Genomic DNA, 23,620 nt, shown 5'->3' with positions numbered 1-23,620 from the left:
CGCCCCGTTTTTTTCTAAAAACGCTCAAAACTTCACGCGCAATTGAAAGCCAACCGTGAATGGCAAATCGTCAGAAGGAATCGGCGGGATGACGATGAAGTTCACGCCCACGCGCTTATACGCGACCATCACAATCGGCGCGGCCACCGGTCCTATCGTGTGATTGCGACCAAGGCCCCAGTTGCCGTAGTTGTAGCCGGAGATGATGCCGCCCATGGCGGCGAGGCGCACGTAGCCCCAATGGAGGAATTCCGGCGCCCACACGCCGCCGCCGTAATAGGAGGGCCGGCGCAGCGAGTTGCGGAAGCCGCCTACCGTGACGCCCCATTGGTCGCTTGGCCAGCATTCGATGCCGAGGCCGGGATTGAATTGCTCGAAGTCCTTGTCGGGATGAATGTGATACGAGCCGACCATCGCGTCGACCCACAGGCCCGCGCCGCACCAGTTGGCCGCACGCGCGCCGCTTGCCGCGCCGAGCATCAGCAGCAGGAGCGCTGCCCTCGTGATCGTCTTTCTCCCTGTCCTGCCACCGCGCACTTGCCAAAACCGCATGGGCTCTCCGTCCTCGCGCTCGCCGAATCGTTTCGGGGCGTCTGCTGGGTCTGATTATGGTTTGCTGTTGTTCGGCCTTCCGGTGACTGCAGACTGTACAGCAAGCGCGAGCGCGCGCGTACCGAGGCTTTGCTCGGATATCGGCGGGCGCGCCTGCTGTCGTCGATTAAATAGCCACCGTCACTTCAGGCGCGAACCATCATGCCAGCACAGTGCGTCGCGGCGATGAATGCCGCGGCGATAGGGAGATGCAGGGGACGATGAACGCGACGATTACAGCCCGAGCGCACTCAGGCCCGGATGATCGTCGGGACGGCGGCCGAGCGGCCAGTGATAAAGACGATCGGCCTCGCGGATCGGCAGATCGTTGATGCAGGCGTGGCGATGCGCCATCAGTCCGTTCTCGTCGAACTCCCAGTTCTCGTTACCGTACGAGCGGAACCAGTTGCCTGAATCGTCGTGCCACTCATAGGCGAAGCGCACCGCGATGCGATTGTCCGTATAGGCCCACAGCTCCTTGATGAGCCGGTAATCGAGTTCGCGCGCCCACTTGCGCGTGAGAAAGCCGACGATGGCTTCGCGGCCCGTCACGAACTCCGCGCGGTTGCGCCAGACGCTTTGCGGCGTGTAGGCGAGCGATACGCGCTGCGGATCACGGGAATTCCAGCCATCCTCGGCGCCGCGCACTTTCTGGATCGCGGTTTCGCGCGTAAACGGCGGTAGCGGCGGACGGACTTCGGCGGTAGTCGGATTCGAATCGGTCATGGTCGGGCTCCTTTCTCTAGCGGCAGCCAGGCCCGCCAGCACGGCGCGCCTGAGTTGGACAAAGCAAAACGGGACGATGCAGATAGCAACGGTTTGCGCGCGATGCGTCAGCGCGCGTCAGGCTTCAGCGCATCGAGCAACAATTGAGCGGCCGCGCGCGCGTCCAGCGCCGCGTCGGCGTCGCCGCTCACGAGCGCCACGCCGATAGCGCCATCGATCAGAATCAGCCATTGGCGCGCGAGCCGTGTCGCCACCCGACGCTCCACGCCGCTGACGTTGGCCCACGCATCGCATTGCTCCGTGACGAAGGCCAACAGACGCGCCTTATGCATGCGCGCGACTTCGCGCACCGGGTCATCCGGCGAAGCGGTTTCACCCGCAGCGTTGAGAAACGCGCAGCCGTGAAAGCGCTCCGAGGCGAACCATTCGCGCAACACATCGAACATCGCCAGCAGCCGCGTGCGCGGCGTGCGCCCGCGTTTGAGCGTGCCGTCGATAAACCAGCGCATCCAGCGCTCGTCGCGCCGCGTGAGCGCCGCGGCCACCAGCGCATCCTTCGATTCGAAATACGTATAGAAGCTTTTGCGCGCCGCCCCTGCCGCGCGGACGATGGCATCGACGCCCGTCGCATGAATGCCGCCCGCGTAGATCAACGCCTCGGCGGCTTCGAGCAGGCGCTCGCGCGCGTCGGGCACAGCGGTTTCATCGGACAGGTCTGCGGAATGGGGGGGCTTGCTCATGACTTCATCGACTCTAAAGGTGGAACGATCGTTCTCCATGAGTCGCAATGTAGAACGATCATTCTCCCGCGTCAAGTCGGAATTTCCGCACGCGTTCCTCAAACGCGGCGCACGTTTTTTGCTGCAATGATGCGGATACAGCAGAAAATGGAAGAAAGGCGCAGCCTGGATCGTTCTGGATTTGTGCAGACTTGCGCCTTCACCAGGGAGACACCATGAATCGACGCCGCGCCTTCATTGCCTTGCTTTGCGCAGGCTTCACGGGACTATCCGGTTGCACTCCGCTGCGCGTGGTGACGCACAGCGTCAACCCCACCGAAGCGGCCGTGCCCGCCGGCCACTACACGCTCGATCCCCATCACTGGAGCGTCGTGTTCGATGTCGATCATCTGCATTACATGCGTTTCGTGATGCGCTTCGACCGCGCGACTGCGCAACTCGACTGGCGCACGCACGCGCTCGAAGACGCAACCGTGCAGGTCGATATCGATGCCGCCAGCCTCAACACCAACGTGAGCGCGCTGGACAGCATGGTAAAAGGCCCGAAGATGCTCGATACGGAGCGTAACGCGCAGATTCGCTTCGTCAGCACGCGCTTCGAACGCACGGGCGAAGTGAACGGCAAGCTGACGGGGAAATTGACGGGCAATCTGACGATACGCGGCGCGACGCAGCCGGTCACGCTGGACGTGACCTTCAACGGCTATGCGCCGAATCCGCTCACGAAGCAGCCGACGCTGGGCTTTTCGGCGCATGGCACGTTCAACCGTTCGGCGTTCGGCTTGACGACGTGGTATCCGGCCGTGGGCGATGCGATCGATGTGCGCATCGAGGCGGAATTCGAGCAGCAGCCGCCAGCAGGTGCGGCGGCGGCCGAATAAAACGCAGCCGGCCTCAGGCGCCGGTCCAGTCGAGAATCACCTTGCCGCTCTCGCCCGAAAGCATCGCAGCGAAGCCTTTTTCGTAATCGTCGACGCTAAAACGGTGAGTGATGATCGGCGAGAGATCGAGCCCGCTTTGCAGCATCGCGACCATCTTGTACCAGGTCTCGAACATCTCGCGGCCGTAAATGCCCTTGATTTCAAGGCCTTTGAAGATCACCTGATTCCAGTCGATGGCGGTCTGCGCCGGCGGAATGCCCAGCAGCGCGACCTTGCCGCCATGATTCATCGCTTCGAGCATGGCCGTGAACGCACTCGGCACGCCCGACATTTCAAGGCCCACGTCGAAGCCTTCGGTCATGTGCAACTCGCTCATGACGTCACGCAGCGACTCGCGGGCGACATTCACGGCACGCGTCGCGCCCATCTTGCGCGCGAGTTCGAGCCGGTAATCGTTGACGTCGGTGATGACCACGTTGCGCGCGCCCACATGCTTCGCGATCGCCACGGCCATGATGCCGATCGGCCCCGCGCCCGTAATCAGCACGTCTTCGCCAACGAGGTTGAACGACAGCGCCGTATGCGTGGCGTTGCCGAACGGATCGAAGATCGCCGCGAGATCGTCGGAGATTTCAGGCGGAATCTTGAACGCGTTAAAGGCCGGAATCACGAGGTATTCGGCAAACGCGCCTTCGCGGTTCACGCCCACACCCGTGGTGTTGCGGCACAGATGACGGCGCCCCGCACGACAATTACGACAGAAGCCGCAGGTGATATGGCCTTCGCCCGACACCCGGTCGCCAATCGCAAAGCCACGGACTTCCTGGCCCATTTCGACGATTTCGCCCACGTATTCATGGCCCACGTGCATCGGCACGGGAATGGTCTTCTGGGCCCAGTCGTCCCATTTCCAGATGTGGATGTCCGTGCCGCAGATGGCCGTGCGGTGGATCTTGATCATCACATCGTTATGACCGACTTCGGGCTTCGGCACGTCGGTCAATGTGAGGCCGGGACCGCGTTCGAGTTTGGCGAGTGCTTTCATATTAGTTCGCTATCCTGTCTAAATCGCCACTCAGATCACGCCGAGCTGCTTGCCGACGCGTGCGAATGCCGCCACCGCGCGATCGATCTGCGCGGGCGTGTGCGCCGCGCTCATCTGCGTGCGGATACGCGCGCGGCCCTTCGGCACCACGGGATACGAGAAGCCGATCACATAGACGCCTTCGTGCAGCAGCGCATCGGCCATCTTCGAGGCGACCTGCGCGTCGCCGAGCATCACCGGAATGATCGGGTGTTCGCCCGGCACGAGCGTAAAGCCGAGCGCACTCATTTCGCGGCGGAAATGCGCGCCGTTGGCCTGCACGCGTTCGCGCAGGCTCGCACCTTCGCTGCTTGCGATCAGTTCCAGCACCGCCAGCGACGCGGCCGCGATGCTGGGCGCGAGCGTGTTCGAGAACAGGTACGGGCGCGAGCGCTGGCGCAGCAATTCGATCACTTCCTTCTTCGCCGCGACATAGCCGCCCGACGCGCCGCCCAGCGCCTTGCCGAGCGTGCCGGTGATGATGTCCACGCGCTGCGCGACGCCGCAATGCTCGGGCGTGCCGCGCCCATTCGCGCCGATAAAGCCCACCGCGTGCGAGTCGTCCACCATCACGAGCGCGTTGTAGCGATCGGCCAGATCGCAGATGCCCTTGAGGTCCGCGATGATGCCGTCCATCGAGAACACGCCGTCGGTGGCGATCAGCTTGAAGCGCGCACCGCCCGCATCGGCCTCGCTCAGTTTCGCCTCGAGATCGGCGAGATCGTTGTTCTTGTAGCGATAGCGCCGCGCCTTCGAAAGACGCACGCCGTCGATGATGCTCGCGTGATTGAGTTCGTCGCTGATGATCGCGTCTTCGTCGCCGAGCAGCGTTTCGAACAGGCCGCCGTTGGCGTCGAAGCAGCTCGAATAGAGGATGCTGTCTTCGGTGCCGAGGAACGCGGCGAGCGCGCTTTCGAGTTGCTTGTGCACCGTCTGCGTGCCGCAGATGAAGCGCACCGACGCCATGCCGAAGCCATCGCGCTCGAGCCCGTCCTTCGCGGCGGCCACGAGGCGCGCGTCGTTCGCGAGACCCAGATAGTTGTTGGCGCAGAAGTTCAGCACGTCGCTGCCGTCGGCAAGACCGATGGCCGAGGACTGCGGCGTGGCGATCACGCGCTCGCTTTTATAGAAGCCATCGGCGCGAATCTGGTCGAGCGTGGCGCGCAGGTGGTCGAGGTAGGAAAGGCTCATGACGTCGTGCTCCTGACAGGGCAAGCCGCGGCTGTTATAGTCGCCGTCAGCTTTGAGCGAATTTATTCGTTTTTTCGAACTCAAGTTCGGTATATCGAACAAACTCTAATCGATGAGGCACGCAATGGCAAGCACCGGCTCAGGCACGCGCGCGCCTGCACAGGCAAAAAAGACGGCGGACGATCAGGCTGACGCCCCGGCCACGCCCATCACGTCCATCACGCCTGCCGCGGCGAAGCCTGCTGCCGCGCGCAAATCCCGCGCCGCCGCAGCCAGACCTGCGACCAGTCCGAAGGCCGATCCGCCCGATCTCCCGGCCAAGCCTACACCTGCTGCGCCGCCGCGCGTAGGCGAGCAGATCCAGCGCCTGCGCAGCGAACGCAGGATGACGCTCGACGAGCTGTCGCGTGCGGCCGGCGTATCGAAATCGATGCTCTCGGAAATCGAGCGCGACAAGGCCAATCCGACCATCGCCGTGGCCTGGCGGCTCACCAACGCGCTGGGCGTGAAGCTCGATTCACTGTTCGCCGCGCCCAAGGCGCCCGATGCGATCGCCGTGGCCGGACCGCACGACATTCCCACCTTGCTCGGCCATGACGCTGGTTATCAGTTGCGCGTGTGGGGGCCGATCGAGCTGGCCGGCCATTTCGAGTGGTACGAACTGACGCTCAAGCCCGGCGGCGCGCTGGTGTCGAATGCACACGAACCCGGCACGCGCGAGCACCTCACCGTGCTGCAAGGCGCCATCGAAGTGGAAGCCGCCGGTAGTGTCGAACGCCTGAAAGCCGCCGACACCGCGCGTTATATCGCCGACCAGCCGCACGCCATCCGCAATCTGGGCAAAGGCGAAGCGCGCGCCCTGCTGGTGGTGATCCACGGCTGATTTCGCCTGGCCGAAAGGCCAGCTTCCGCATCGAGGCTGCACAATCGCTCTGACTACTGTATATTCATACAGTAAAAAGAACGAACGGAGCCGCCCATGCACACTTCGCGCATCCCGAACGAGCAGGATCTGGCCGCCTTGCGCTTCCAGGCGGCCGCGCGCGATCTCGAGCAGATCGTGCGCAACATCGCACATCGCTATATCGCCCAGCAGGTTCCGCTGACCTGGCGTCTGCTGCACGCAATCGAGGCGGAAGCGCTCGCCGACCTCGGTTTCGCCAGCCGGCACGACGCGCTCATGCTCGGCCTGTTCCAGCGTCCGGGCGATCTCGCCTATCCTGAAACCGACGAAACCGTCGATTTCGGCCAGTCCAATGCACTGCCCGCCGTCTTCGCCTTCGCCGTGAGCGCATACGAACTCGCCGCGCGCAGCGCCGAAGAGGCGCAACGTCAGGCCCGTAGACTTGCGGCCGCCAAACGCTCGCGCGCGTGGGGCGGTTGATGTTCGCGGCCATTCTGATTCACGATGCCCAGTGCCCTTCGCTAAAATCCCTGTCTGCAACGCAACTAACGGAAGGACAGTGATGACCGCCTCCGATTTGTCCCACTCGTCCCAAGCTTCCCGCGATCTCTTTGACCAGCAACGCAAGGACTGGCAACAAGATCCATCCGCTGCCTTTGACGCCTGGCTGGCCGCGCAGGATCTGCGCCGTTCGTCGGCGGATATCTATCGCGTGCAGTGGGGGCGCTTTCTCGAATGGCTCGCGCTCAAGCGCAAGACCATTGTTTCCGTGGATACGGGCACGATCTCCGAATTCGTCGCCGGGCTCGATGTGAAAAAGCCGCAGCGGCTGCGTTATCTGCGCCTGATCGAACGTGTGCTCGATCACGTGCGGCAGATCGAGCTTGCGTCCACGAATCCTGCGCGCTTTATCGCCCAGGACGGCGAGGCCGCGTGGCGCAATGCGCGTGAAAACGAACCCACCGGCTTTCTTACGGCCACGGAACGCGCGGCCGTCATCGCGCAACTGTTTGCGCCGCTCACCGAGCAATCGGCGGCCAAACGCTGGCGCGAGCGGCGCGATCGCGCGCTCGTCGCGGTATTCCTGGGCGGCGGGCTAAAAACGGGGGATGCCATCGCGTTGCAGCTCGACGCCACCGCGATCGCTTCGGAATGGATCACGATCGAAGCCGATAACCCGGCCTTCACGCACAGCACGAAGCTCGCGCCGTTCGCCGTCGACGTCATGGGCGCCTGGCTCGAAGCGCGGCGTCTGGCGGGCCTGCCCGGGCAACTCGTGTTTCCGGGCTCGCCCAACGGCCGGCCGATGCACAAGGCCACCGTGCTGCGTGCAATCGATGGATTGATGGAAGCCGCTGGCGTTGCGCAGACACGCGCAGAGCGCGCGAGTCCGCAAACGCTGCGCAACAGTTTCGCGGCAGATCTGTTCGAGCGGGGCGTGGACGCCGATCAGGTCGGCCAATGGCTCGGCTTTCTGCAGCCGATTTCGGCAGGCCGGCTGCACCGCTCCTGGCGCGTGTGGGCTGATCGCGAAGCCTTGCTTCGTGTCGCCGATACCGAAGACACGCCGTAAGCGTCGAAGCCCAGTGGGCATCCGACACCTATCCGCTCCCGCAAAGCCTCACGTCGATGAGGCTTTTTTATTCCCGTAAACACTCACCTCAACGCACGGCGGACGTCTTTCTGCCTGCGGCAAATCGCGCGACGGCCTCCAATCGCGACGTCCCCGTTCCCGACGTGTACTCGCACTCGGGACACGACAGCTCGAAGCGTCCATCGACCTGCGACAGTTCCGGCTCGCCTTCCTCGCAATTCGGGCATTGCTGAGGCAAGCCCACATGACCATCGACCAGCGTGCCCAGTTGCGCCAGTTCCGGCTCCGTGAGCCGGCCTGATTGCGCGAGCGTACACAGCACGCCGGCCACCGAACCGTCGATTCCCTGCTGCGAACGCAGCGCCGTTACCTGACTCGTCAGGCTGTCCACTTCGTCGGAACGCTCGCGCAACACCGCGTCGAGCCGATCGGCACGCGCCTTGGCGCTCGCCAGTTGCTGGATGAAATCGAATTCCTTCCGGCTCGCGTCGCGCTGCGCGGCCTGCCACGTCGACGACATCGTGCGCAGCGAATCGAGCTCCACCAGCATCGGCTTCACGCGCCGCTCGGCTTCGGCCAGCGCATCCTTGATCTGCTGGGCGTAGTGCTCGGTGCTGCGGCGCATGTCTTCATGCAGACCATCGATACGATCGCGCAAGCCCGCGTTGGTGGTCTGTTCGGTGTCGATGCGTTTTTGCAGCGCTTCGTTTTCGGCTTCCAGTCGCCGCACGGTGGCCAGAAGACTGTCCTGATGCGATGCGCCACGCGCCGACGACGCGGCCAGCTGATTCTCGAGTTCACGCACGCGCGCCCAGGCGGTTTCCGTGCGGGTCTCGCTGCGCTGGAGCATTTCATCGGCGGCGAGCCGTCGTGCTTCAGCGTCGCGCATCGCCTGTTCGGCACCCTGGCGGTCGGTTTCGATGGCTTCCCGCTCGGATTCGAGCGTTTGCCGCGCCAGCACGCGGGCTTCCTCGAACAGTGCGCCCAGCAGTTCGCCGGCGCGTTCTTCCAGCGCAGGCGGAATTGCGCCACTACCGACGCGCACTTTCGAGGCGGCGCGAATGCGCTGCCAGAACAGGTCGATGTCTTTAGGAATGTCGCTGGCGCTGCCGGTCTGGGTCAGATCCCGGACCGTCGCCATTGAGGGTCGAATGCCGAAGTCGAAGAACAACCGTTTGCAGGCATGAAGCGATAGCTCCTGCCGTCGTGCGCCGTCTTTGCGCAAGGTTTCGAGTTCTTCGCGAAGGGCCAGACGTTCTTCGTCTCGGATCATGGTCATCTCGGCAAGAGGGTGTGGATCGAATAATAACAAATTACGTATTGTTCGATACGATTTCCCGAGCGAGTGTCGTGACGTCTTCGATTCCAGTGTGTTTACCGCTGTGAATCACGTCTTTTGTCACGTCTGATGCCGATTTTTCGTGAAACAAAGTGAGGTTTGTTTCATAAGCCATTGTAAACGTATGGCTTTCTACTGGCGATCACTTTATAGACAATGTTCCACGGAAGTATTGGCGTTGTCACGAGCGGTTCCAAGGGGAGAGGATGTGGATATCTCAGGAGGCTCGCGGGGTAGAAAGGCTAGAGAGTAATAAAAGTAAACACCATTGATACCCGTTAAAAACGTTAACGCCACGGCAAAGCCTTACCTGGTGGCGTTTACAGCGGGATTGGGTGAAGCTTTACGGGATACTTGGTGAGGCGATGCAGGATGCTCGGGTGATTGGCTTCGGGGAAGCCGGTGAGAGCCTGCGGGAAGGAAAGTGAGCGGGTTCGGGGACAGCCCTATTCTTGACTGTAATGCAAGGGTGAGCGATTACGGGAGGCCGAACGGCTTGAACCCCGTATACGCCGATAGCCAGTGCGCTGTTACGCGAAATGCAACGGTGAGCGGATTCAGGGCCCCTGATCCGCACGCTTTTTGACGCCAATCGGGACGCTAAAAACGCTTCGGTGAGAGAGATCGGGAAAAAACGCCGTTCGAAGGTGATGCTTTTCGGGAGCCAGGGGTCGATTTTGACCGAATTCAGCGGTTTGGGGGCGTCAAGTGAGCTTTTACGGGAGCGCAAGAGTGGCAGCTCAAGCTGGTGTGCGATGACTTTGCCGACGCCCGGTTTTGCGATTCGGGCCTTGAGGTGAGGCATTACGGGAGATCGGGCCAGCAGGACTGAATTGATCGTTTACGGGTGAAGAAAAGCGCAAAGTGAGGCTTTTCGGGAGCCGATCACCGCCGTTTTTTGCCCAAAGGTGAGGCTTTTCAGGGGCTAGTTGGTGTTCACTAACGGCAAAAGCTTGAAAAATAACGGCTGTCGTTTTTTCTCTCCTGCCGACCAGATCGCAAATGGTGAGTATTTTCGGGACCCAATTCGGTGGCTTTTTTGGGCGCGTTTACGCGGATAGGAGGCTTCAAGGTGAGCTTTCACGGGAGATCGTGAGCTGCAGATGCGCTGACTGGGCTTGTGGATAACCCTCAGAATTCATTAGCTTTTTCCTGGCTGCGTCCAAAAGGTGAGCATTTTCAGGAGCAGAAGCAGGACTTTCGAATACGTGCCGCAAATGCTGAAAGGTGAGCTTTTCCGGGGACCATTTTCTCTCCATTAATCCACCTGACGGGACCTGGAAGCCCGTGCCGATGAGATCGGGAGAACCTAAAAGGTGAGCATTTTCGGGAGTGCTGGGAGGCGAAACGCGGCTCAACGTGCTCCCATTGCGCCCCAGGCGGGCCGATCGAGCCAATTCGCGCGCTTCTCGACGCGCCAGGACGCCCAGGATGAGGTTAATTCCGCCATCAGGCGCCTCGTCGTTGACCATGCGCACCATGCTCGACCGTTGCATCGACGCCAGGAAAATTTAAGGTGAGCTTTATCGGGAGGCGAAGGACACCATCTGGAATCAAGCCACTTCAACGTCATGTGCCGCAACCCAATACTGGCCGGAAGGCCCGCTGCCAGGCGGATTTCGCAAAGGTGAGCCTTTCCGGGATGGCTTCGTGGTGAGTCGTCGTGCGCGGAGCCGCATCACCGGCAATGGTGAGACTCACCCTATAGACGCGTTTCACCACAGACGGTATCCTTTCGCGAAATCTCACCTTGACCCGACGCATGGCCACGAAGCGCGTAAAAAAAACCGATGTGGTGAGCCCCAGCTCGGCTGAACTGCGTAAGGCCGTTGAGGCGATCGCCATTCAGCCGAAAAGCGGCAAGATCACGCTGCTCACCCGCAAGCTCTTCAACGTCCTGCTCGCCGTCGCGCAGCAGGCCGACGAGGCTGGCGACACCTATCGTGCGCTGCTCTCCGACATCGTGGCGAACTCCGCCTTCGATTCGAACGACACCGCGCTCGTGAAGGAGCATCTGCGCCGCATGGTGTCGGTGCAGGTCGAGTGGAGCCAGGGCACCTCGAGCCAGAAGCCGGGCCGCAAGTGGGGTATCTCCACGCTGATCGCGGATGCCGAAATTCTCGAAGACCCCACCACGCGCCGCGTCTGGGTCGAATTTTCGTTTGCGCCCAAGATCAAAAAGAAGCTGCTGGACCCGGTCCAGTATGCCCGTCTGAGCCTGCAGTTCCAGAGCCAGCTGCGCAGCAGCGCTGGCCTCGCGCTCTACGAAATCTGTGTCCGCTATCTCACGAACCCGAGTCATCTGACGATGCGCGAGACGTGGGAATGGTGGCGGCCGATTCTCTCCGGCACGCCGGACACCGAAGCCGGCGACGAAGCCAAGCGCGAATACAAGTATTTCAAGCGCGACTATCTGCGCCCGGCCATCGCTGAAGTGAACGCGGTCACCAACATTTTCGTCGAGCTCATCGAGCATCGCGAAGGTCGCCGCGTGGCCGAGATCCAGTTTCGCGTCACCGAGCGCAAACAGCCGATGCTGGCGCTCGACGAACACCCGAACGTGTTCGACAGCACGCTGGTCGACCGGATGGTGAAGATCGGCATTCCGCTCAAGGAAGCGCAGTCGCTCTACGCCGATAGCGAGGAGAATCGCATCCGCGCTGCGCTGCAGCTCACCGAGCAGCGTATGCGCAGCACCAGCCTGCCACCGGTGCGCAGCGCCGCGGCGCTGTTCAAGGACGCCTTGAAGAAGGGCTACGCGCCGCCGGTCGAAGATGCGGCGGGTGTGGCCGCGGCGGGCCGTGCGATCGCCGGCGCCGTGACCGCGGACGATCCCAAGGCGCGTCTGATGGACGAGTACGCCGCGTACCGTCGCAAGGAAGCGCGTTCGCTCTACGACGAACAGGGCGATCTCGAGCGCGAGATCGCGCGCACGTCGTTCGAGAACGACGAACTGCCGGGCCTCGGTTCGCATCTGCGTGACGACTGGCGCCGTCGCGGTCTCGACTCGAAACTCGGCGAGACGGCTTTCTTCGACTGGCTGGCCCGCAAAACCTGGGGCGAACCGACCGACGGCGATCTGCTCGCTTTCACGCTGAGCCAGTCGCGCGCAGCCTGACGGTGTGGCCGTCGCGGCCTGCCCAGCCGCCGCGCATTCGCTCTTCGACTCAATAAAAAAGCGGTCTTCACGCATCCACGTGAAGACCGCTTTTTCTTTGCCGACCCGGTTTACTTCGTCTTGAGCATCTCTTCGATCTGGTGAAGGATGGCATCGCGCCGGTCCTTCGTCAGACCCTTCAGACGCAGTTCCAGCCGGTCATCGCCATACGACTTCAGATCGCCCACGGCCACGCCGTCGAGCTTGATCTCCATACGCTGCGCGTAACGCTGGCGACCGGCAGGCTTGGGGCTCTCCTGAGGCGTCGCACGACCCTTGACGATATCGGCGACCTGACGCGTGCTGAGGTCGTCGGCGAGAATCCGGTTGATCAGCCGCAGCGTGGCGTCCGTGCCGCGCGCGCCGTGATAGCGGCCAACCTGGTACGCCATGTTCGAACCGAAGCGGTCTGGGCGCGCGACCATTTCGTGCATCACCGCTTCAGGCAGTTTGCCGATCGACAGCGCAACCGCCACGGTCGATTCGTCGAGGCCGAGATGATCAGCCAGTTCGCGCTGGCTCTGGAAATGCTTGTCGTCGATAAAACGCTTCCAGACGACGGCGTTGTCGAACACCGTCTGCGAATCGCGCTGCACGTTGAGGTCGTAGCCGAGCTTGTAGCTCTCCAGCCCGATCGGCAGATCGACGACGATCGCCTTGACGACTTCCTTGTTGGCTTCCTTGAGCGCACGCACGCGTCGCCCGCCGTCGCTCACGAAGTAGCTGCCCGGAGCGGCGTAATCGGGGATCACGTGGATCGCCTGCTGCTGCCCCTGCTTCGCAAGATTGACCGCCAGTTCGGCAATCGACGTCTTCAGATAGAAGTGGCGCGGATTGAACGGGCTCGGCTTGATTGCCTTCAGCGGCAGTTCGATGATCTGGCCGGGGCGGTAACCCTGGTCGACGCGCCACGCACGGTATTCGGCCGACTCGTGCTCGCCGGTGGCGAGCACTTCTTCCTGGGCTTCCACGGCCGGTTCCGGCTGGCTGGCACGACCGACGACTTCGCGCGTCTTGGGCTTGTCCTGGACGAGGCCATCGATGGCGTTGAGCCGGTCAAGCGCGGTGCGCTTCTCGCTGCTCGTCGTATCAGGCCGGGCCTGGAAACCCTTGGCAAATTGTGAGGACTTCATTCAGGTTCCTTTATGCGCATAAAGTCAGGAGAGCATCTCCGCGATCTCGTCCGCGCAGGCGCGAACTTCGACCGCGGCGAGCCGCGCACCGCGATCGTTCATCTGCAGGACCGTCTGGCCGAGGGCCATGGCCTGCTTGTACGCTTCGCGGGTGGGGATCTGCGTCTTGAGCAAAGGAAAACCGAGTTCTTCCAGCGCACGCTTGAGTTCACGCGTGAGCATGCGTTTCTCTTCGGTCTTGTTCAGCAGGAACACGGCCTTGAGATCTTCGTTCATGACCTGCGCTTGCTGCACCAGCTTCACGAGGCCGACGCTCGACCAGTAATCAGCTGGCGATGACGATGTGGGGATGACGGCAATCGATGCCGCGAGCAGCACCACGCCCGACACTTTCTCGGTGATCGACGGCGGGCAATCGACAACGATGATGTCGTAGTCGCCAATGAACTTCTTGATCTCGCGGTGGATCTGGCCACCGGCTTCGGAGAGATTGACCACCGGGAAAGGAATGCCGACGTCGCCGTCAGCGGAAGCGCTTGCCCAGTGAACCAACGTGTTCTGGCCGTCGGCATCGACCACGAGTACACGCTTTCCCCGTTCATGAAATGCTGCGCCGAGATGCATCGCGATCGTGCTCTTGCCGACCCCGCCCTTCTGCTGCGTGACTGCGATTATCTCTGCTGCCAATTGATTTTCTCCTTTTGCTAATTGTTTTGGATTTTACCTGGATTAAGTTGTGATTCAACGGCAGGAACTTGTTTTTCGTCGTATGAAGCTGCAACGTTGGCCGTTCGGCTGAGGTTTATGCGCATAAAGGTCGAAGGCCGCGGCGAGTGCGCGTCGATGTGCGGTGCGAGCGTCGTCGTACGTCGCGAATGGAGCGACTGCGCCTCACGGCGGATTGCGTCACGCAGTCAGGCTTTATGCGCATAAAGCCGATGGCGGTGGCGATGCTCTTGGAGGCTGTCGAGCGTAGTCACGTTTTTCATGACCGATGTCGACCGCCGCCGATGCTTTCCGCTCGCGTGGTTCCGAAGGTTTATGCGCATAAAGTCCGCGCGCTATTTGCCCGGATTCCGGCGTGCCTTTGATGGCATCAACCGCGCATGCACTCTGAGGCGATAGACCAGCACGGCTTTATGCGCATAAAGCCGTGCGGCGATGTGATGCGTTCGACGAATCGCCCGCACTTCCACTCCCCTCTTGCCGATGTCGCCAGTGCGATTCTTTATGCGCATAAAGCGCCCTACCCGTATGGTCTTCGCGGCATGGCGTGCTCTCATCTCGACCCGCCGGTAAAATCAGTGCCGACTCAAACGACCACACATGGAGACAGGCCGTGAGCCAAAGTCAAACGCGGGCCAGTCCGCAATACGTGTCGCCCCACCTCACCCTCCTGCGCTTTCCTGCTACCCAACCATGATCACGATCTACCACAACCCCCGTTGCTCGAAATCGCGTGCGACCTGCGAACTGGTCGCCGGCACCCACGCCGCTGGCGAGCCCGTCGAAATCATCGAGTACCTGAAGACGCCGCTCACGGTCGATCAACTGAAGGCGCTCCACGCGCTCCTCGGTGGCGATCTGCGCGACATGATGCGCACGAACGAAACGGCATATGAAGAACTCGGCCTGGGCGCGGACAGCGTCACCGACGACCAGCGCTACGCAGCCATCGCCCAGCACCCGATCCTGCTGCAACGTCCGATCGTCGTGCGTAATGGCCGTGCCGCGATTGGCCGTCCGCCGGAAAACGTCGCCGCCTTGTTTGCCTGACCTGGGCGCGCAGTCGCCAAGCCTCACGAACACCCCGAAGGCCGCTTCACACCCGACACGGCCTCTTCCCAACCGCAGTGACACCGATCATCGAGAATCCCGTGGAGTCCCTTGCTAACTTACCCGCGTGGTCGTTCCACGACACACGCCTGATCCTCTCCTGTGCGCTCGGCCTTGTGCTGATCGTCATCCTGATTAGCGCGCTCAAGCTCGCGCCGTTCCTCTCGATCCTCGTCGGCACGTTCGCGGCGGGCTTCGCCGCTGGCGTGCCGCTCGAAGGCGTCGCGAGTGCATTCAGCAAAGGCGCGGGTGCGCTGCTCGGCGATGTCGGCATCATCATCGCGCTCGGCGCCATGCTGGGTGCGCTGATGGCGGAATCGGGCGCGGCCGACCGCCTCGTGTCCACCTTGCTCGATCATTCGACGCCTCGCACGCTGCCGTGGATGATGTCGCTCGTCGCGGTCATCATCGGCTTGCCGCTCTTTTTCGAAGTCGGCCTCGTGATGATGGTGCCGATCATTTTCGTCATGGCGCGCCGTTCCCAGCAGCCGATCCTGCGCATCGCCATTCCGGCGCTCGCGGGCATGACCACGCTGCATGCGCTGCTGCCGCCGCACCCGGGCCCGCTGATTGCCGTCAGCGCCTTGCATGCGGATCTGGGCATTACGCTTGGCTTCGGCATCATCGTGGCGATTCCAGCGGTGATCCTCGCGGGCCCGCTCTATGGATCGTGGCTTTCGCGTCGCATGCAGGTGGCGGAACCCGAAGATCTCGGCAAATTGTTTACGAGTCATGATCCGCAACTGGCGGCGCCGAGCTTCGGCGTTGCGCTGCTGACCATTCTTCTGCCCGCCGTACTGATGCTTTGCCGCACGGTCGCGAAACTCGCGCTGCAGCCCGATACGCTCAGCTTCACCGTGCTCAACTTCTTAGGTGAGCCTTTGATCGCGCTCGGGCTCACCGTTCTGTTTGCGATCGTTGCGCTTGGCTGGTCGCGCGGCATGGCGCGTGAACGTGTCGGCAATATCCTGCGCAAGAGCCTGCCGCCGATCGCGGGTCTGCTGCTGACCATCGGCGCGGGCGGCGGTCTCAAGCAGACGCTGGTGCTCGCCGGCATCAGCACGACGATCAGCAAGATCGCCGTCGGTGCGCATCTGCCGCTGCTGCTGCTTGCGTGGCTGATTGCCGTCGCGCTGCGTCAGGCGACGGGTTCCGCCACGGTCGCCACCACCGCCACCGCTGGCATCGTCGCGCCGGTCGTCACCGGCCTGAGCGCCACGCACAATTCGCTGATGGCGCTCGCCATCGGCGCGGGCTCGGTGTTCTTCTGCCACGTCAACGATGCGGGCTTCTGGATGGTGCGCGAGTACTTTGGCCTGAAGCTGAAACAGACGGTCTTCGTCTGGTCGATTTTGCAGACCATCGTTTCGGTCGTCGGTCTGGTGCTCACGCTGCTGCTCTGGAGCCTGCTCAGCTAGCGCCCCGCCCTACCGCGTCTGTCGCAGCGCATTCCGGCGCGCTGCGACAGATGTGCTCAAAACTCAGGCGCCCTACTCCGCCGACCGGAACCCGACACATTGCCGATGGCACCGGCCTTTGCGCAAAGTTGTGCACAAGGTTATCGACAAAATCTGTGGATAAATCCGCCGCCTTCGCACTTGTCCACATCCCCTCTTCTCCGCATTCCAGCGCCGGACACCCTGACATACCCGCCACGCCGCACGCGCCTATGATGTGGGTTCTCTGCAATGCGCTTCGCGCGCGCTCTCGAGAACTCCGAGGAGGACACTGAGATGGCCTATCAAATCGCGGTCGTGGTCGGCAGTCTGCGCAAGGAATCATTCAACCGTCAGCTCGCGCATGCCGTGACGACGCTGGCACCCGCCGACTTTTCATTCGAGTTTCTCGACATCGGTGGATTGCCGCTTTACAGCCAGGATTACGACGCCGATTTCCCCGAAGTCGCGCGTCAGTTCAAGCAGAAAATCGAAGCCGCCGATGCGCTGCTCTTCGTGACGCCCGAATACAACCGCTCGATTCCGGGCGTGTTGAAGAACGCGATCGACTGGGGATCGCGGCCGTGGGGCAAAAATTCGTGGAGCGGCAAACCGGGTGCGGTGCTCGGCACCTCGCCGGGCGCGATCGGCACTGCCCTCTCGCAGGCGCACCTGCGCAACGTGCTGGCGTATCTCGATGTCGCGACGCTCGGTCAGCCCGAGATGTTCGTCAAGCACGACGTCAGCCGCATCAACGAGAAAGGCGAGATCGTGAACGACGATACGCGCAAGTTTCTGCAGACCTTCGTCGATCGCTACGTGGAGTGGGTGAAGCGTCAGCTTGGACGCTGAGCGTTTTTTCCAGAGTCGAAGAACGCGATGGCGCACGAGCCTGCGCCATCGCCGTCTCAATCCCCTGCTTAATGCAGCGTAGGACCGATACCCTTCACCGGCTGATCGGGCGCATCTGACGCGCGGTGATCGTGCGAATCCTCTTCGTATTCGATGAATTCGTCGGGGATACGCGGCGCGGCGGCGGCCGATGTCTGGGTGGCCTGCGGCGCGCCAGGCACATCGACGCGCGCGCGCGTTTCATGCGGATTGTGCGCGGCCGCCGACGTGCCCATCACCGCGCCCGCACCGGGTGCGCTTGCTGCGGTGAGAACCGTGGCTTCGGCATCGTTCACCGTGCGCGCGTCTGCGGCCATGTGCTCGGGGCTCGCTGCGGTGGGCGGAATCGGCTCGGTGGCTTCAGCGGGCGTTGCGCGTCGACGCATGGCGTCGGCGATACCGGCGAGCCCGAGTTCATCGAGCGCCGAATGCTCGCGCATGACCGGATCGGCATCCGCCGATGCCCACGTCCAGTTTCCGCCGCGAATCGCCACTTCGAGCGCCTGTTCGTCGCGCAGCGTTTCGCGTGCGAGATCGGCGTGCGCTTCGTCGCTCACGCGCACGCCGAGCAGCACGTTGCCGTCCGGCGTGGCCGTTGCCGCCGGCGCTGGCGCGTGCGGCGCGGGTTCGGGCACGGCGCCGGCGTTGGCGCGCACGTCGCCGGTTGTGGAGAAGAAGCTCGACACCAGCCGCTCGATGCCAGCCAGCACGCCGGCCTCGTGCACGGGCAACTCGATATCGCTTGCCGGAAATCCGCGCTGGAGCAGCGCTTCCTGCGCATGCTGCGCGGCATCGTAGGTCTTGAACAGACCGGTCACGGTTTGTCTCATGGCTCACTCCTCGTCGTCACTGGGCGATGGTGGCAAGTCCGGCTCGCGCACGCGTTGCGTGCAGCACGTGCAGGCAGGCGCGCCGGCGGGATCGTTTGCACATCCGGGCGATGTCGCAAGCCGCATGCCACGGATGATCCGCAATTCAGACTATAGAAGCCAGCCGCACGATCCGCGCGCTATTTCGATTCAGAGCGTCGATTCAGCGTGTCGATTCAGAGCGTCGCATCCCGCTCCCGCCGCGCGCGCGTCTGGCGCTCGCGCTGGATCGCTTCGAGCATCTTCTCGAGCAATGCGATATCGAATGGCTTGGACAGCACGCGCACATCCACATGACGCGCGCGTTCGAGTTCTTCCGCGTAGCCGGTCACGAGAATCACGGGCAGCGTCGGCTCGCGCGACTGCAAGGCTTCGGCGAGATCGATGCCGTTCATTTCGCCCGGCATGTGAATATCCGATAACACCAGATCGAAACGCGGCGCGTCGTTTTCTTCGAGATTGTCCGCATGGGACGCGCGGGCAGCGCGCGCCGCATCGACGAGCGTGAGCGCGCTGGCCGCGTCGACCGCGCAGGTGACGTGATGGCCCATCATCTGCAAAAGCGCCTCGGTGCCTGCTGCGACTTCGTCGTTGTCTTCGACGAGCAGCACGCGCAGGCCTTGTGGCGGATTCGCGCTGTCCTCGCGCACTTCGGGCTCGCGCTTGACCGCGGGCGCGGCTGCGGCGCGCGGCAGATACAAGTGAACCGAAGTGCCCGCGCCAATCGCGCTGTCGATGGCGGCAAGGCCGCCCGAACGCTCGCAGAACGCGAACACCTGCGGCAGACCGAGACCCGTGCCCATGCCCTTTGGCTTGGTCGTATAGAGCGGTTCGAAGGCGCGCGCAAGCACATCGTGCGACATGCCCACGCCGGTATCTTCGAGCGACACATGCACGAAGTCGCCGTCGAGCGGAAAGCCCTCGCCCGGCCGGAACGCCATATTGCGCGCGTGCACGGTGAAGCGCCCGCCGTTGGGCATCGCGTCGCGCGCGTTGACGGCGAGATTGATCAGCGCGAGTTCGAATTCGGCGACGTCGACCAGCACCGGCCACACGTCCTCATCGACATCGACGACGAGCGAAACCTTCGCGCCCAGCGACGCGCGCAGCAATTCGCGGCTGGCGGGCAGCCAGCGGCCCACGTGAATCGTCTCGTTGCGCAGCGGCTGCTTGCGCGCGACGCCCAGCAACTGGCGCGTCAGTGATTGCCCACTTTTGAGCGCGCGCTCGACCGCCGACAATTCGCGCTCCAGACCCGCCGCGCCGCGCCGGCGCGCGATCTGCACATTGGCCGACACGATCATCAGCAGATTGTTGAAATCGTGCGCGACGCTGCCGACCAGGTTGCCGAGCGCTTCCATCTTGCGCGACTGCCGGTAAGCCGATTCGATCGAGCGACGCATCGACGCTTCGGCCTGCCAGCGCTCCCAGGCTTCCTCTTCGGCGGCGAGGCGGCGCAGCGACAGCCAGATCACGCACCACAGCGCAATCGACGGCGTGAACATCGAAATCAGCAACACGCTCAGATGCCGATACCACCCGGCCCAGACCGCCGCCGAGCGATACGCGCAGGTCACATAAACGGGATACGCGCCCACGCGCCGGAACGCCACGATGGCATTGCCGCCGAGCAGTTGCGAATGCATGCGCACGACGCCCGAGTCCTTGCCGAGCGCGAGCGCGGCGGCGAACGGCGTGCCGGGCGTGACCGTATCGGGAATCGTCGGGCGCGCGCCGGATGCTGCTACAGGCGCGGAAGCCGCTGTCGGCGAGTTCAGCGTCGCGCGCGGCGGCGGCTCGAACGCGAGGATCGCGCCATCGCTGCGCACGAGCCCGAGCGCCATCGGCGAATCGTCGCCGAGCAGTTCGCTGTAGAACTTGTTGAAGTAGCGCGGACGCAGCGCCACCGACACGAGGCCGGCGAATTGCCCCGCCGCGTCGCGTCGCGCGATGCCGGTGTTGAATACGGTCTCGCCGCTCACCTGCCCCACCATCACGCGCGAAACGTGATCGACCACGCGTCCGGCGCGAATGCCGACGAAATCGTCGCGCGTGGCGATCGAGACGGGCGGCGGCGGCGAGTAACGGCTGCTCGCGAGCAGATTGCCGTTGCGCCCAAAGATCGACACGGCGGCCACTTGCGGATAACCGCCGCCGATCGCGTCGAGTTTTTCGTGGATCTGCGCTTCGTTCGCGCGAATGCCCTCGTCGTCCAGTTCCTCCACGCCATCGACGATGCGCGCGTCGAGCGCGTCGTTCATGTCGAAGACTTTCAGCGCGTGCTCCTCGGCCACGCGCACGGTGCGCAGCGTGGTGTCGGTGGCGTCGGCTTCGCGGGTGCGCAGGTCGCTGTAGGCCATCGCGGCCACGTAGACGCAGGGCAGCACGATCGCGGCGAGCAGGAGCGCGATCAAGGTGCGGCGGCGGACCGTGAAGTCGTGGCTGGGCGCCGCCGGAAACGGCGCTTCGTCGGTGCGCGACGGCAGCAGCGAACGGTCGTCTGGCCCGGGTGGCCGGTCGGAAATCATCGTACGGAAAGGGCTGGAAGCGGCGGCGGAGCTTTTTGAGATCGCAGATGACATGATAAACGACCCGGCTCGCGCCGCCGCGTTCGGGGCCTCATCGATAAATGCCCGCTGGAAGAAAAATTCACCCGATTCATGCGTAATTTGAGCAATGAGCGATGCGAATCGAATCGCGTTGCGCCCAGGTTGCACCTTGCTCGCAAAGTAAGGCGATTTTTCTGTCAGAACAGGCGATTGCGCGAAAATCCATCGAGCGCAAACGTACACAAAAGGATAATCATCGGACTTTATTTAAGGGATCGATCAATTATTTTCCCTAAATCGCGAAAAATAAGTCATTTTCATTCGTCGATCATTTATCGGCGAGTTGCATTTGTTTCCGTTTGCTTCGAGAATCGCGGACACGATGAATAAGACACCCGAAAATGGGTGAATTGTTTACCGCGCCGTTTTGGTGTTTTCGATGCGTAAGCCGAAAGGACGCGGTGAGAAACGGGGTTGCTACTGTCAGGCTGGCGAGGTTCGCCGCTGCTGCCATCCGTGCCGCGTTACACCGATACGCGCACGCAGGCCTCTGCTGCTTCTTCGACTTGTCCCGACGCCCGGCCGAATCGCCCAGAACGCTGCCGCATGGCGGCTGAAAGTAAGTTGGCGTAAGCCGGCAATTCCATGCTTTACGCATAAAATGCGCGCACCGCTAAAGTTTTTGCGCGCGCCGCCGTCAATACGTCTTAACGCATTCCGTCCAACGCACTCTCAGCCTGCCTATCCATGTCCTTGCCCATCGTGATCGCCGACGATTCGCTGCTAGCCCGCAAGGTGCTCACGAAGGCGCTTCCCGAGGACTGGGACGTCGAGATTTCCTACGCGTCGAACGGACGAGAAGCGCTGGCGCATTATCGCGCCGGGCGTGCACCGGTCATGTTTCTCGACCTCACGATGCCCGATATGACGGGCTTCCAGGTTCTCGAAGCGCTCCAGCATGAGGACCTGAATACCTTCGTGATCGTCGTTTCCGCCGATGTCCAGCCGCGCGCCCAGGAGCGCGCACTGGCGCTCGGTGCGATGGCGTTCGTGCCGAAGCCGGTCACCCAGGAAGCGCTGCTACCCATCCTGAAGGAGTACGGGTTGTATGCCTGATCGAGTGTTCACGGAACTGCAGCGCGACGCCCTGCAGGAAATCGCCAATCTCGGCATGGGTCAGGCGGCTACGCGCCTGTCGGGCCTGCTCAATGCGTTCATCGAACTGTCGGTGCCGCGCGTGCGCGTGGTGGCGGTGCGCGAGGCGGCGCAGGCGCTGCGCGAAATGACCGGCATCGATGGCCCGGTCACCGCGGTGCGACAGGGCTTTCGCTCCGAGATCAAGGGCGAGGCGCTGGTGATCTGCCGCAGCGGCGAGATCGGCGAACTGGGTGCGCTGGTCGGCGGCCCGTTCGCGGAATCGGCGTGGGATGCGCTCACTGAACAGGAACTGATTTTCGACGTGGCGAACGTGCTGACCGGCGCGTGCGTATCGTCGATGCTCGACCAGCTCGGGCGCTTGCCGGTGTTCTCGCAGCCTGGCCTGCTGGGCGAGGCCGTCACGCTCGACGAGGTGTTCCAGCCCGGCCTGCTGGCCTGGGATCTGGCGCTGCTCGTCGAAGTCAATTTCGCGCTGGAAGACCAGCGCTTCCGCGCGCATCTCGTCATGCTGATGGCCGAGGAGTCGATTTATCATGTGAGCCGCGCCATCGACGCCATGCTCCATAGCCTATGACTACCCCTGTTTCATCGCCCTCGCTCTCCGACCTCGTCGCGGAGCGTGTTGGTTTCGGCATCTTCGTCCTCGACCGCGAGATGAACGTGCTGATGTGGAATCGCTTCATGCAGGACCACAGCGGCGTGGCCGCCGAAGACGTGATCGGCCGTCCGGTCTTCGAACGTTTTCCCGAACTGCCGCGCGCCTGGCTCGCGCGCAAGGTCGAAAGCGTGTTCCAGCTGGGCAGCTTCGCGTTCAGCTCGTGGGAACAACGCCCTTACCTGTTCCGCTTCGATCACGACCGGCCCATCACGGGCGGCGTCGACTACATGCAGCAGGACTGCACCTTCATGCCGCTGATGCGCGATCGCGAAGTGATCGCCGTATGCGTGACGATCACCGATGTCACGCACGTGAGTGTGATGCAGCGCGAGCGTGAGGAAGCGGTCACCAAACTGCGCGAATACGCCGATCGCGACGGCCTCACGGGCATCGGCAACCGGCGCTATTTCGAAACGCGTCTGGCCGAGGAGTTCTCGCGCTGGCAGCGTTATGGCGGCGAGATGTCCGTGCTGCTGTTCGATCTGGACCACTTCAAGAAGATCAACGACGAATTCGGCCACGTCGCCGGCGACACGGTGCTGCGCACGATGGCGCAGCGCGTGGCCGGCGTGGTGCGCAAGGAAGACATTTTCGGGCGCTTCGGCGGCGAGGAATTCGCGCTGCTGCTGCCGTGCACGCCGCTCGACGACGCAATGCACGTGGCCGAAAAGATCCGTCATACGATCGGCGATACGCCTGTGGATGTGCAGGGCGACGTCGTGGCCGTGACGGCCAGCGTGGGCGCGGCGTCGGCGCGACCGGGCTCGAACGACTACGAGGTCATGATCAACGAGGCGGACGCCGCGCTTTACAGCGCCAAGCGCCAGGGCCGCAACCGCTCGGTGGTGCTGCTGCACGAGCTCAATTAGCTCCTCGAGCAGGA

22 protein-coding genes are annotated in these 23,620 nt (G+C 62.9%); 11 read left to right on the top strand and 11 right to left on the bottom strand.

Going from position 1 to position 23,620, the window contains the following annotated elements; all coding sequences use genetic code 11:
- Window positions 1-24 precede the first annotated feature (24 nt).
- From U5A67_RS15815 to U5A67_RS15805, 3 genes are all read right to left on the bottom strand, one after another.
- Window positions 25-480: a hypothetical protein gene (locus tag U5A67_RS15815; protein ID WP_321815206.1), complete on the bottom strand. Its 456-nt coding sequence runs from the start codon at window positions 478-480 to the stop codon at window positions 25-27.
- Between the two features lie 345 nt (window positions 481-825).
- Window positions 826-1,317 (bottom strand): nuclear transport factor 2 family protein, encoded by a 492-nt coding sequence (locus U5A67_RS15810; RefSeq protein WP_321814980.1) that lies wholly within the window; start codon window positions 1,315-1,317, stop codon window positions 826-828.
- 107 nt (window positions 1,318-1,424) lie between these two features.
- Window positions 1,425-2,057, bottom strand: coding sequence for a TetR/AcrR family transcriptional regulator (locus tag U5A67_RS15805; RefSeq protein WP_205984463.1), 633 nt, complete (start codon window positions 2,055-2,057; stop codon window positions 1,425-1,427).
- Between the two features lie 215 nt (window positions 2,058-2,272).
- Here U5A67_RS15805 and U5A67_RS15800 point away from each other — a divergent pair, with 215 nt between their 5' ends.
- Window positions 2,273-2,938, top strand: coding sequence for a YceI family protein (locus U5A67_RS15800; RefSeq protein ID WP_321814981.1), 666 nt, complete (start codon window positions 2,273-2,275; stop codon window positions 2,936-2,938).
- Between the two features lie 13 nt (window positions 2,939-2,951).
- On the opposite strand, the gene tdh is transcribed toward U5A67_RS15800, so the two are convergent.
- Both tdh and U5A67_RS15790 read right to left on the bottom strand, forming a co-directional pair.
- Window positions 2,952-3,983, bottom strand: coding sequence for an L-threonine 3-dehydrogenase (tdh, locus tag U5A67_RS15795; protein WP_205984461.1), 1,032 nt, complete (start codon window positions 3,981-3,983; stop codon window positions 2,952-2,954).
- A 30-nt stretch (window positions 3,984-4,013) separates the two neighbouring features.
- Window positions 4,014-5,213, bottom strand: a complete 1,200-nt coding sequence (locus tag U5A67_RS15790; RefSeq protein ID WP_321814982.1) for a glycine C-acetyltransferase — start codon at window positions 5,211-5,213, stop codon at window positions 4,014-4,016.
- 124 nt (window positions 5,214-5,337) lie between these two features.
- On the opposite strand from U5A67_RS15790, the gene U5A67_RS15785 reads away from it, so the two are divergent.
- The 3 genes from U5A67_RS15785 (at window position 5,338) to U5A67_RS15775 (ending at window position 7,690) form a co-directional block, all read left to right on the top strand.
- Window positions 5,338-6,096, top strand: coding sequence for a helix-turn-helix domain-containing protein (locus U5A67_RS15785; RefSeq protein WP_415767842.1), 759 nt, complete (start codon window positions 5,338-5,340; stop codon window positions 6,094-6,096).
- Window positions 6,097-6,192: 96 nt separating this feature from the next.
- Complete coding sequence (locus tag U5A67_RS15780) at window positions 6,193-6,597, top strand: DUF2471 family protein (RefSeq protein ID WP_205984459.1); 405 nt, start codon at window positions 6,193-6,195, stop codon at window positions 6,595-6,597.
- Window positions 6,598-6,679: 82 nt separating this feature from the next.
- Window positions 6,680-7,690 (top strand): tyrosine-type recombinase/integrase, encoded by a 1,011-nt coding sequence (locus U5A67_RS15775; protein WP_321814983.1) that lies wholly within the window; start codon window positions 6,680-6,682, stop codon window positions 7,688-7,690.
- 88 nt (window positions 7,691-7,778) lie between these two features.
- Here U5A67_RS15775 and U5A67_RS15770 read toward each other — a convergent pair whose 3' ends face one another.
- A complete protein-coding gene (locus U5A67_RS15770; protein ID WP_321814984.1) occupies window positions 7,779-8,984 on the bottom strand; it encodes a DNA-binding protein in 1,206 nt (401 codons plus the stop codon).
- A 1,133-nt stretch (window positions 8,985-10,117) separates the two neighbouring features.
- Window positions 10,118-10,522: a hypothetical protein gene (locus U5A67_RS15765; protein ID WP_321814985.1), complete on the bottom strand. Its 405-nt coding sequence runs from the start codon at window positions 10,520-10,522 to the stop codon at window positions 10,118-10,120.
- A gap of 290 nt (window positions 10,523-10,812) precedes the next feature.
- Here U5A67_RS15765 and U5A67_RS15760 point away from each other — a divergent pair, with 290 nt between their 5' ends.
- Entirely contained in the window at window positions 10,813-12,168 is a 1,356-nt protein-coding gene (locus U5A67_RS15760) for a replication initiation protein (RefSeq protein ID WP_205984455.1), read from the top strand.
- A gap of 110 nt (window positions 12,169-12,278) precedes the next feature.
- On the opposite strand, the gene U5A67_RS15755 is transcribed toward U5A67_RS15760, so the two are convergent.
- Window positions 12,279-13,340: a ParB/RepB/Spo0J family partition protein gene (locus U5A67_RS15755; RefSeq protein WP_205984454.1), complete on the bottom strand. Its 1,062-nt coding sequence runs from the start codon at window positions 13,338-13,340 to the stop codon at window positions 12,279-12,281.
- A gap of 24 nt (window positions 13,341-13,364) precedes the next feature.
- Window positions 13,365-14,027, bottom strand: coding sequence for a ParA family partition ATPase (gene parA, locus U5A67_RS15750; protein WP_183728142.1), 663 nt, complete (start codon window positions 14,025-14,027; stop codon window positions 13,365-13,367).
- Between the two features lie 732 nt (window positions 14,028-14,759).
- On the opposite strand from parA, the gene arsC reads away from it, so the two are divergent.
- From arsC to U5A67_RS15735, 3 genes are all read left to right on the top strand, one after another.
- Complete coding sequence (gene arsC / locus U5A67_RS15745; RefSeq protein ID WP_321814986.1) at window positions 14,760-15,116, top strand: arsenate reductase (glutaredoxin); 357 nt, start codon at window positions 14,760-14,762, stop codon at window positions 15,114-15,116.
- 101 nt (window positions 15,117-15,217) lie between these two features.
- Window positions 15,218-16,594, top strand: coding sequence for a gluconate:H+ symporter (locus U5A67_RS15740; RefSeq protein ID WP_321814987.1), 1,377 nt, complete (start codon window positions 15,218-15,220; stop codon window positions 16,592-16,594).
- 315 nt (window positions 16,595-16,909) lie between these two features.
- Window positions 16,910-17,464, top strand: coding sequence for an NADPH-dependent FMN reductase (locus U5A67_RS15735; RefSeq protein WP_205984451.1), 555 nt, complete (start codon window positions 16,910-16,912; stop codon window positions 17,462-17,464).
- 68 nt (window positions 17,465-17,532) lie between these two features.
- Here the strand turns inward: U5A67_RS15735 and U5A67_RS15730 are convergent, their stop codons facing one another.
- Together U5A67_RS15730 and U5A67_RS15725 are read right to left on the bottom strand one after the other, a co-directional pair.
- Window positions 17,533-18,333 (bottom strand): hypothetical protein, encoded by an 801-nt coding sequence (locus U5A67_RS15730; RefSeq protein ID WP_321814988.1) that lies wholly within the window; start codon window positions 18,331-18,333, stop codon window positions 17,533-17,535.
- A gap of 215 nt (window positions 18,334-18,548) precedes the next feature.
- The gene (locus U5A67_RS15725; RefSeq protein ID WP_321814989.1) at window positions 18,549-20,900 is read right to left on the bottom strand and encodes a hybrid sensor histidine kinase/response regulator; all 2,352 of its coding nucleotides are present in this window, start codon (window positions 20,898-20,900) and stop codon (window positions 18,549-18,551) included.
- 768 nt (window positions 20,901-21,668) lie between these two features.
- Between U5A67_RS15725 and U5A67_RS15720 the strand changes: the two genes are divergently transcribed.
- The 3 genes from U5A67_RS15720 to U5A67_RS15710 are packed head-to-tail and all read left to right on the top strand — an operon-like array spanning window position 21,669 to window position 23,606.
- Window positions 21,669-22,037, top strand: coding sequence for a response regulator (locus U5A67_RS15720; protein WP_205984448.1), 369 nt, complete (start codon window positions 21,669-21,671; stop codon window positions 22,035-22,037).
- A complete protein-coding gene (locus U5A67_RS15715) occupies window positions 22,030-22,653 on the top strand; it encodes a chemotaxis protein CheC (protein ID WP_027820393.1) in 624 nt (207 codons plus the stop codon). The genes U5A67_RS15720 and U5A67_RS15715 overlap by 8 nt, the downstream gene beginning before the upstream one ends.
- Window positions 22,650-23,606, top strand: coding sequence for a sensor domain-containing diguanylate cyclase (locus tag U5A67_RS15710; protein WP_205984447.1), 957 nt, complete (start codon window positions 22,650-22,652; stop codon window positions 23,604-23,606). Before U5A67_RS15715 ends, U5A67_RS15710 begins: the two co-directional genes overlap by 4 nt.
- Window positions 23,607-23,620 lie beyond the last annotated feature (14 nt).

The sequence above is a fragment of the Paraburkholderia sp. J69-1 genome (assembly GCF_905220255.1).
In the GTDB taxonomy this organism is placed as follows: Bacteria; Pseudomonadota; Gammaproteobacteria; order Burkholderiales; family Burkholderiaceae; genus Paraburkholderia.
Note: the sequence above shows the minus strand (reverse complement) of the source record. Positions and strands in the feature narration are given on the sequence as shown.

What these genes read in the sequence shown, in the direction of transcription:
- U5A67_RS15815 (WP_321815206.1), bottom strand. Translation starts at nt 480, where the DNA reads ATGCTCGGCGCGGCAAGCGGCGCGCGTGCGGCCAACTGGTGCGGCGCG.
- U5A67_RS15810 (WP_321814980.1), bottom strand. Translation starts at nt 1,317, where the DNA reads ATGACCGATTCGAATCCGACTACCGCCGAAGTCCGTCCGCCGCTACCG.
- U5A67_RS15805 (WP_205984463.1), bottom strand. Translation starts at nt 2,057, where the DNA reads ATGAGCAAGCCCCCCCATTCCGCAGACCTGTCCGATGAAACCGCTGTG.
- U5A67_RS15800 (WP_321814981.1), top strand. Translation starts at nt 2,273, where the DNA reads ATGAATCGACGCCGCGCCTTCATTGCCTTGCTTTGCGCAGGCTTCACG.
- tdh (WP_205984461.1), bottom strand. Translation starts at nt 3,983, where the DNA reads ATGAAAGCACTCGCCAAACTCGAACGCGGTCCCGGCCTCACATTGACC.
- U5A67_RS15790 (WP_321814982.1), bottom strand. Translation starts at nt 5,213, where the DNA reads ATGAGCCTTTCCTACCTCGACCACCTGCGCGCCACGCTCGACCAGATT.
- U5A67_RS15785 (WP_415767842.1), top strand. Translation starts at nt 5,338, where the DNA reads ATGGCAAGCACCGGCTCAGGCACGCGCGCGCCTGCACAGGCAAAAAAG.
- U5A67_RS15780 (WP_205984459.1), top strand. Translation starts at nt 6,193, where the DNA reads ATGCACACTTCGCGCATCCCGAACGAGCAGGATCTGGCCGCCTTGCGC.
- U5A67_RS15775 (WP_321814983.1), top strand. Translation starts at nt 6,680, where the DNA reads ATGACCGCCTCCGATTTGTCCCACTCGTCCCAAGCTTCCCGCGATCTC.
- U5A67_RS15770 (WP_321814984.1), bottom strand. Translation starts at nt 8,984, where the DNA reads ATGATCCGAGACGAAGAACGTCTGGCCCTTCGCGAAGAACTCGAAACC.
- U5A67_RS15765 (WP_321814985.1), bottom strand. Translation starts at nt 10,522, where the DNA reads ATGGTCAACGACGAGGCGCCTGATGGCGGAATTAACCTCATCCTGGGC.
- U5A67_RS15760 (WP_205984455.1), top strand. Translation starts at nt 10,813, where the DNA reads ATGGCCACGAAGCGCGTAAAAAAAACCGATGTGGTGAGCCCCAGCTCG.
- U5A67_RS15755 (WP_205984454.1), bottom strand. Translation starts at nt 13,340, where the DNA reads ATGAAGTCCTCACAATTTGCCAAGGGTTTCCAGGCCCGGCCTGATACG.
- arsC (WP_321814986.1), top strand. Translation starts at nt 14,760, where the DNA reads ATGATCACGATCTACCACAACCCCCGTTGCTCGAAATCGCGTGCGACC.
- U5A67_RS15735 (WP_205984451.1), top strand. Translation starts at nt 16,910, where the DNA reads ATGGCCTATCAAATCGCGGTCGTGGTCGGCAGTCTGCGCAAGGAATCA.
- U5A67_RS15730 (WP_321814988.1), bottom strand. Translation starts at nt 18,333, where the DNA reads ATGAGACAAACCGTGACCGGTCTGTTCAAGACCTACGATGCCGCGCAG.
- U5A67_RS15725 (WP_321814989.1), bottom strand. Translation starts at nt 20,900, where the DNA reads ATGATTTCCGACCGGCCACCCGGGCCAGACGACCGTTCGCTGCTGCCG.
- U5A67_RS15720 (WP_205984448.1), top strand. Translation starts at nt 21,669, where the DNA reads ATGTCCTTGCCCATCGTGATCGCCGACGATTCGCTGCTAGCCCGCAAG.
- U5A67_RS15715 (WP_027820393.1), top strand. Translation starts at nt 22,030, where the DNA reads ATGCCTGATCGAGTGTTCACGGAACTGCAGCGCGACGCCCTGCAGGAA.
- U5A67_RS15710 (WP_205984447.1), top strand. Translation starts at nt 22,650, where the DNA reads ATGACTACCCCTGTTTCATCGCCCTCGCTCTCCGACCTCGTCGCGGAG.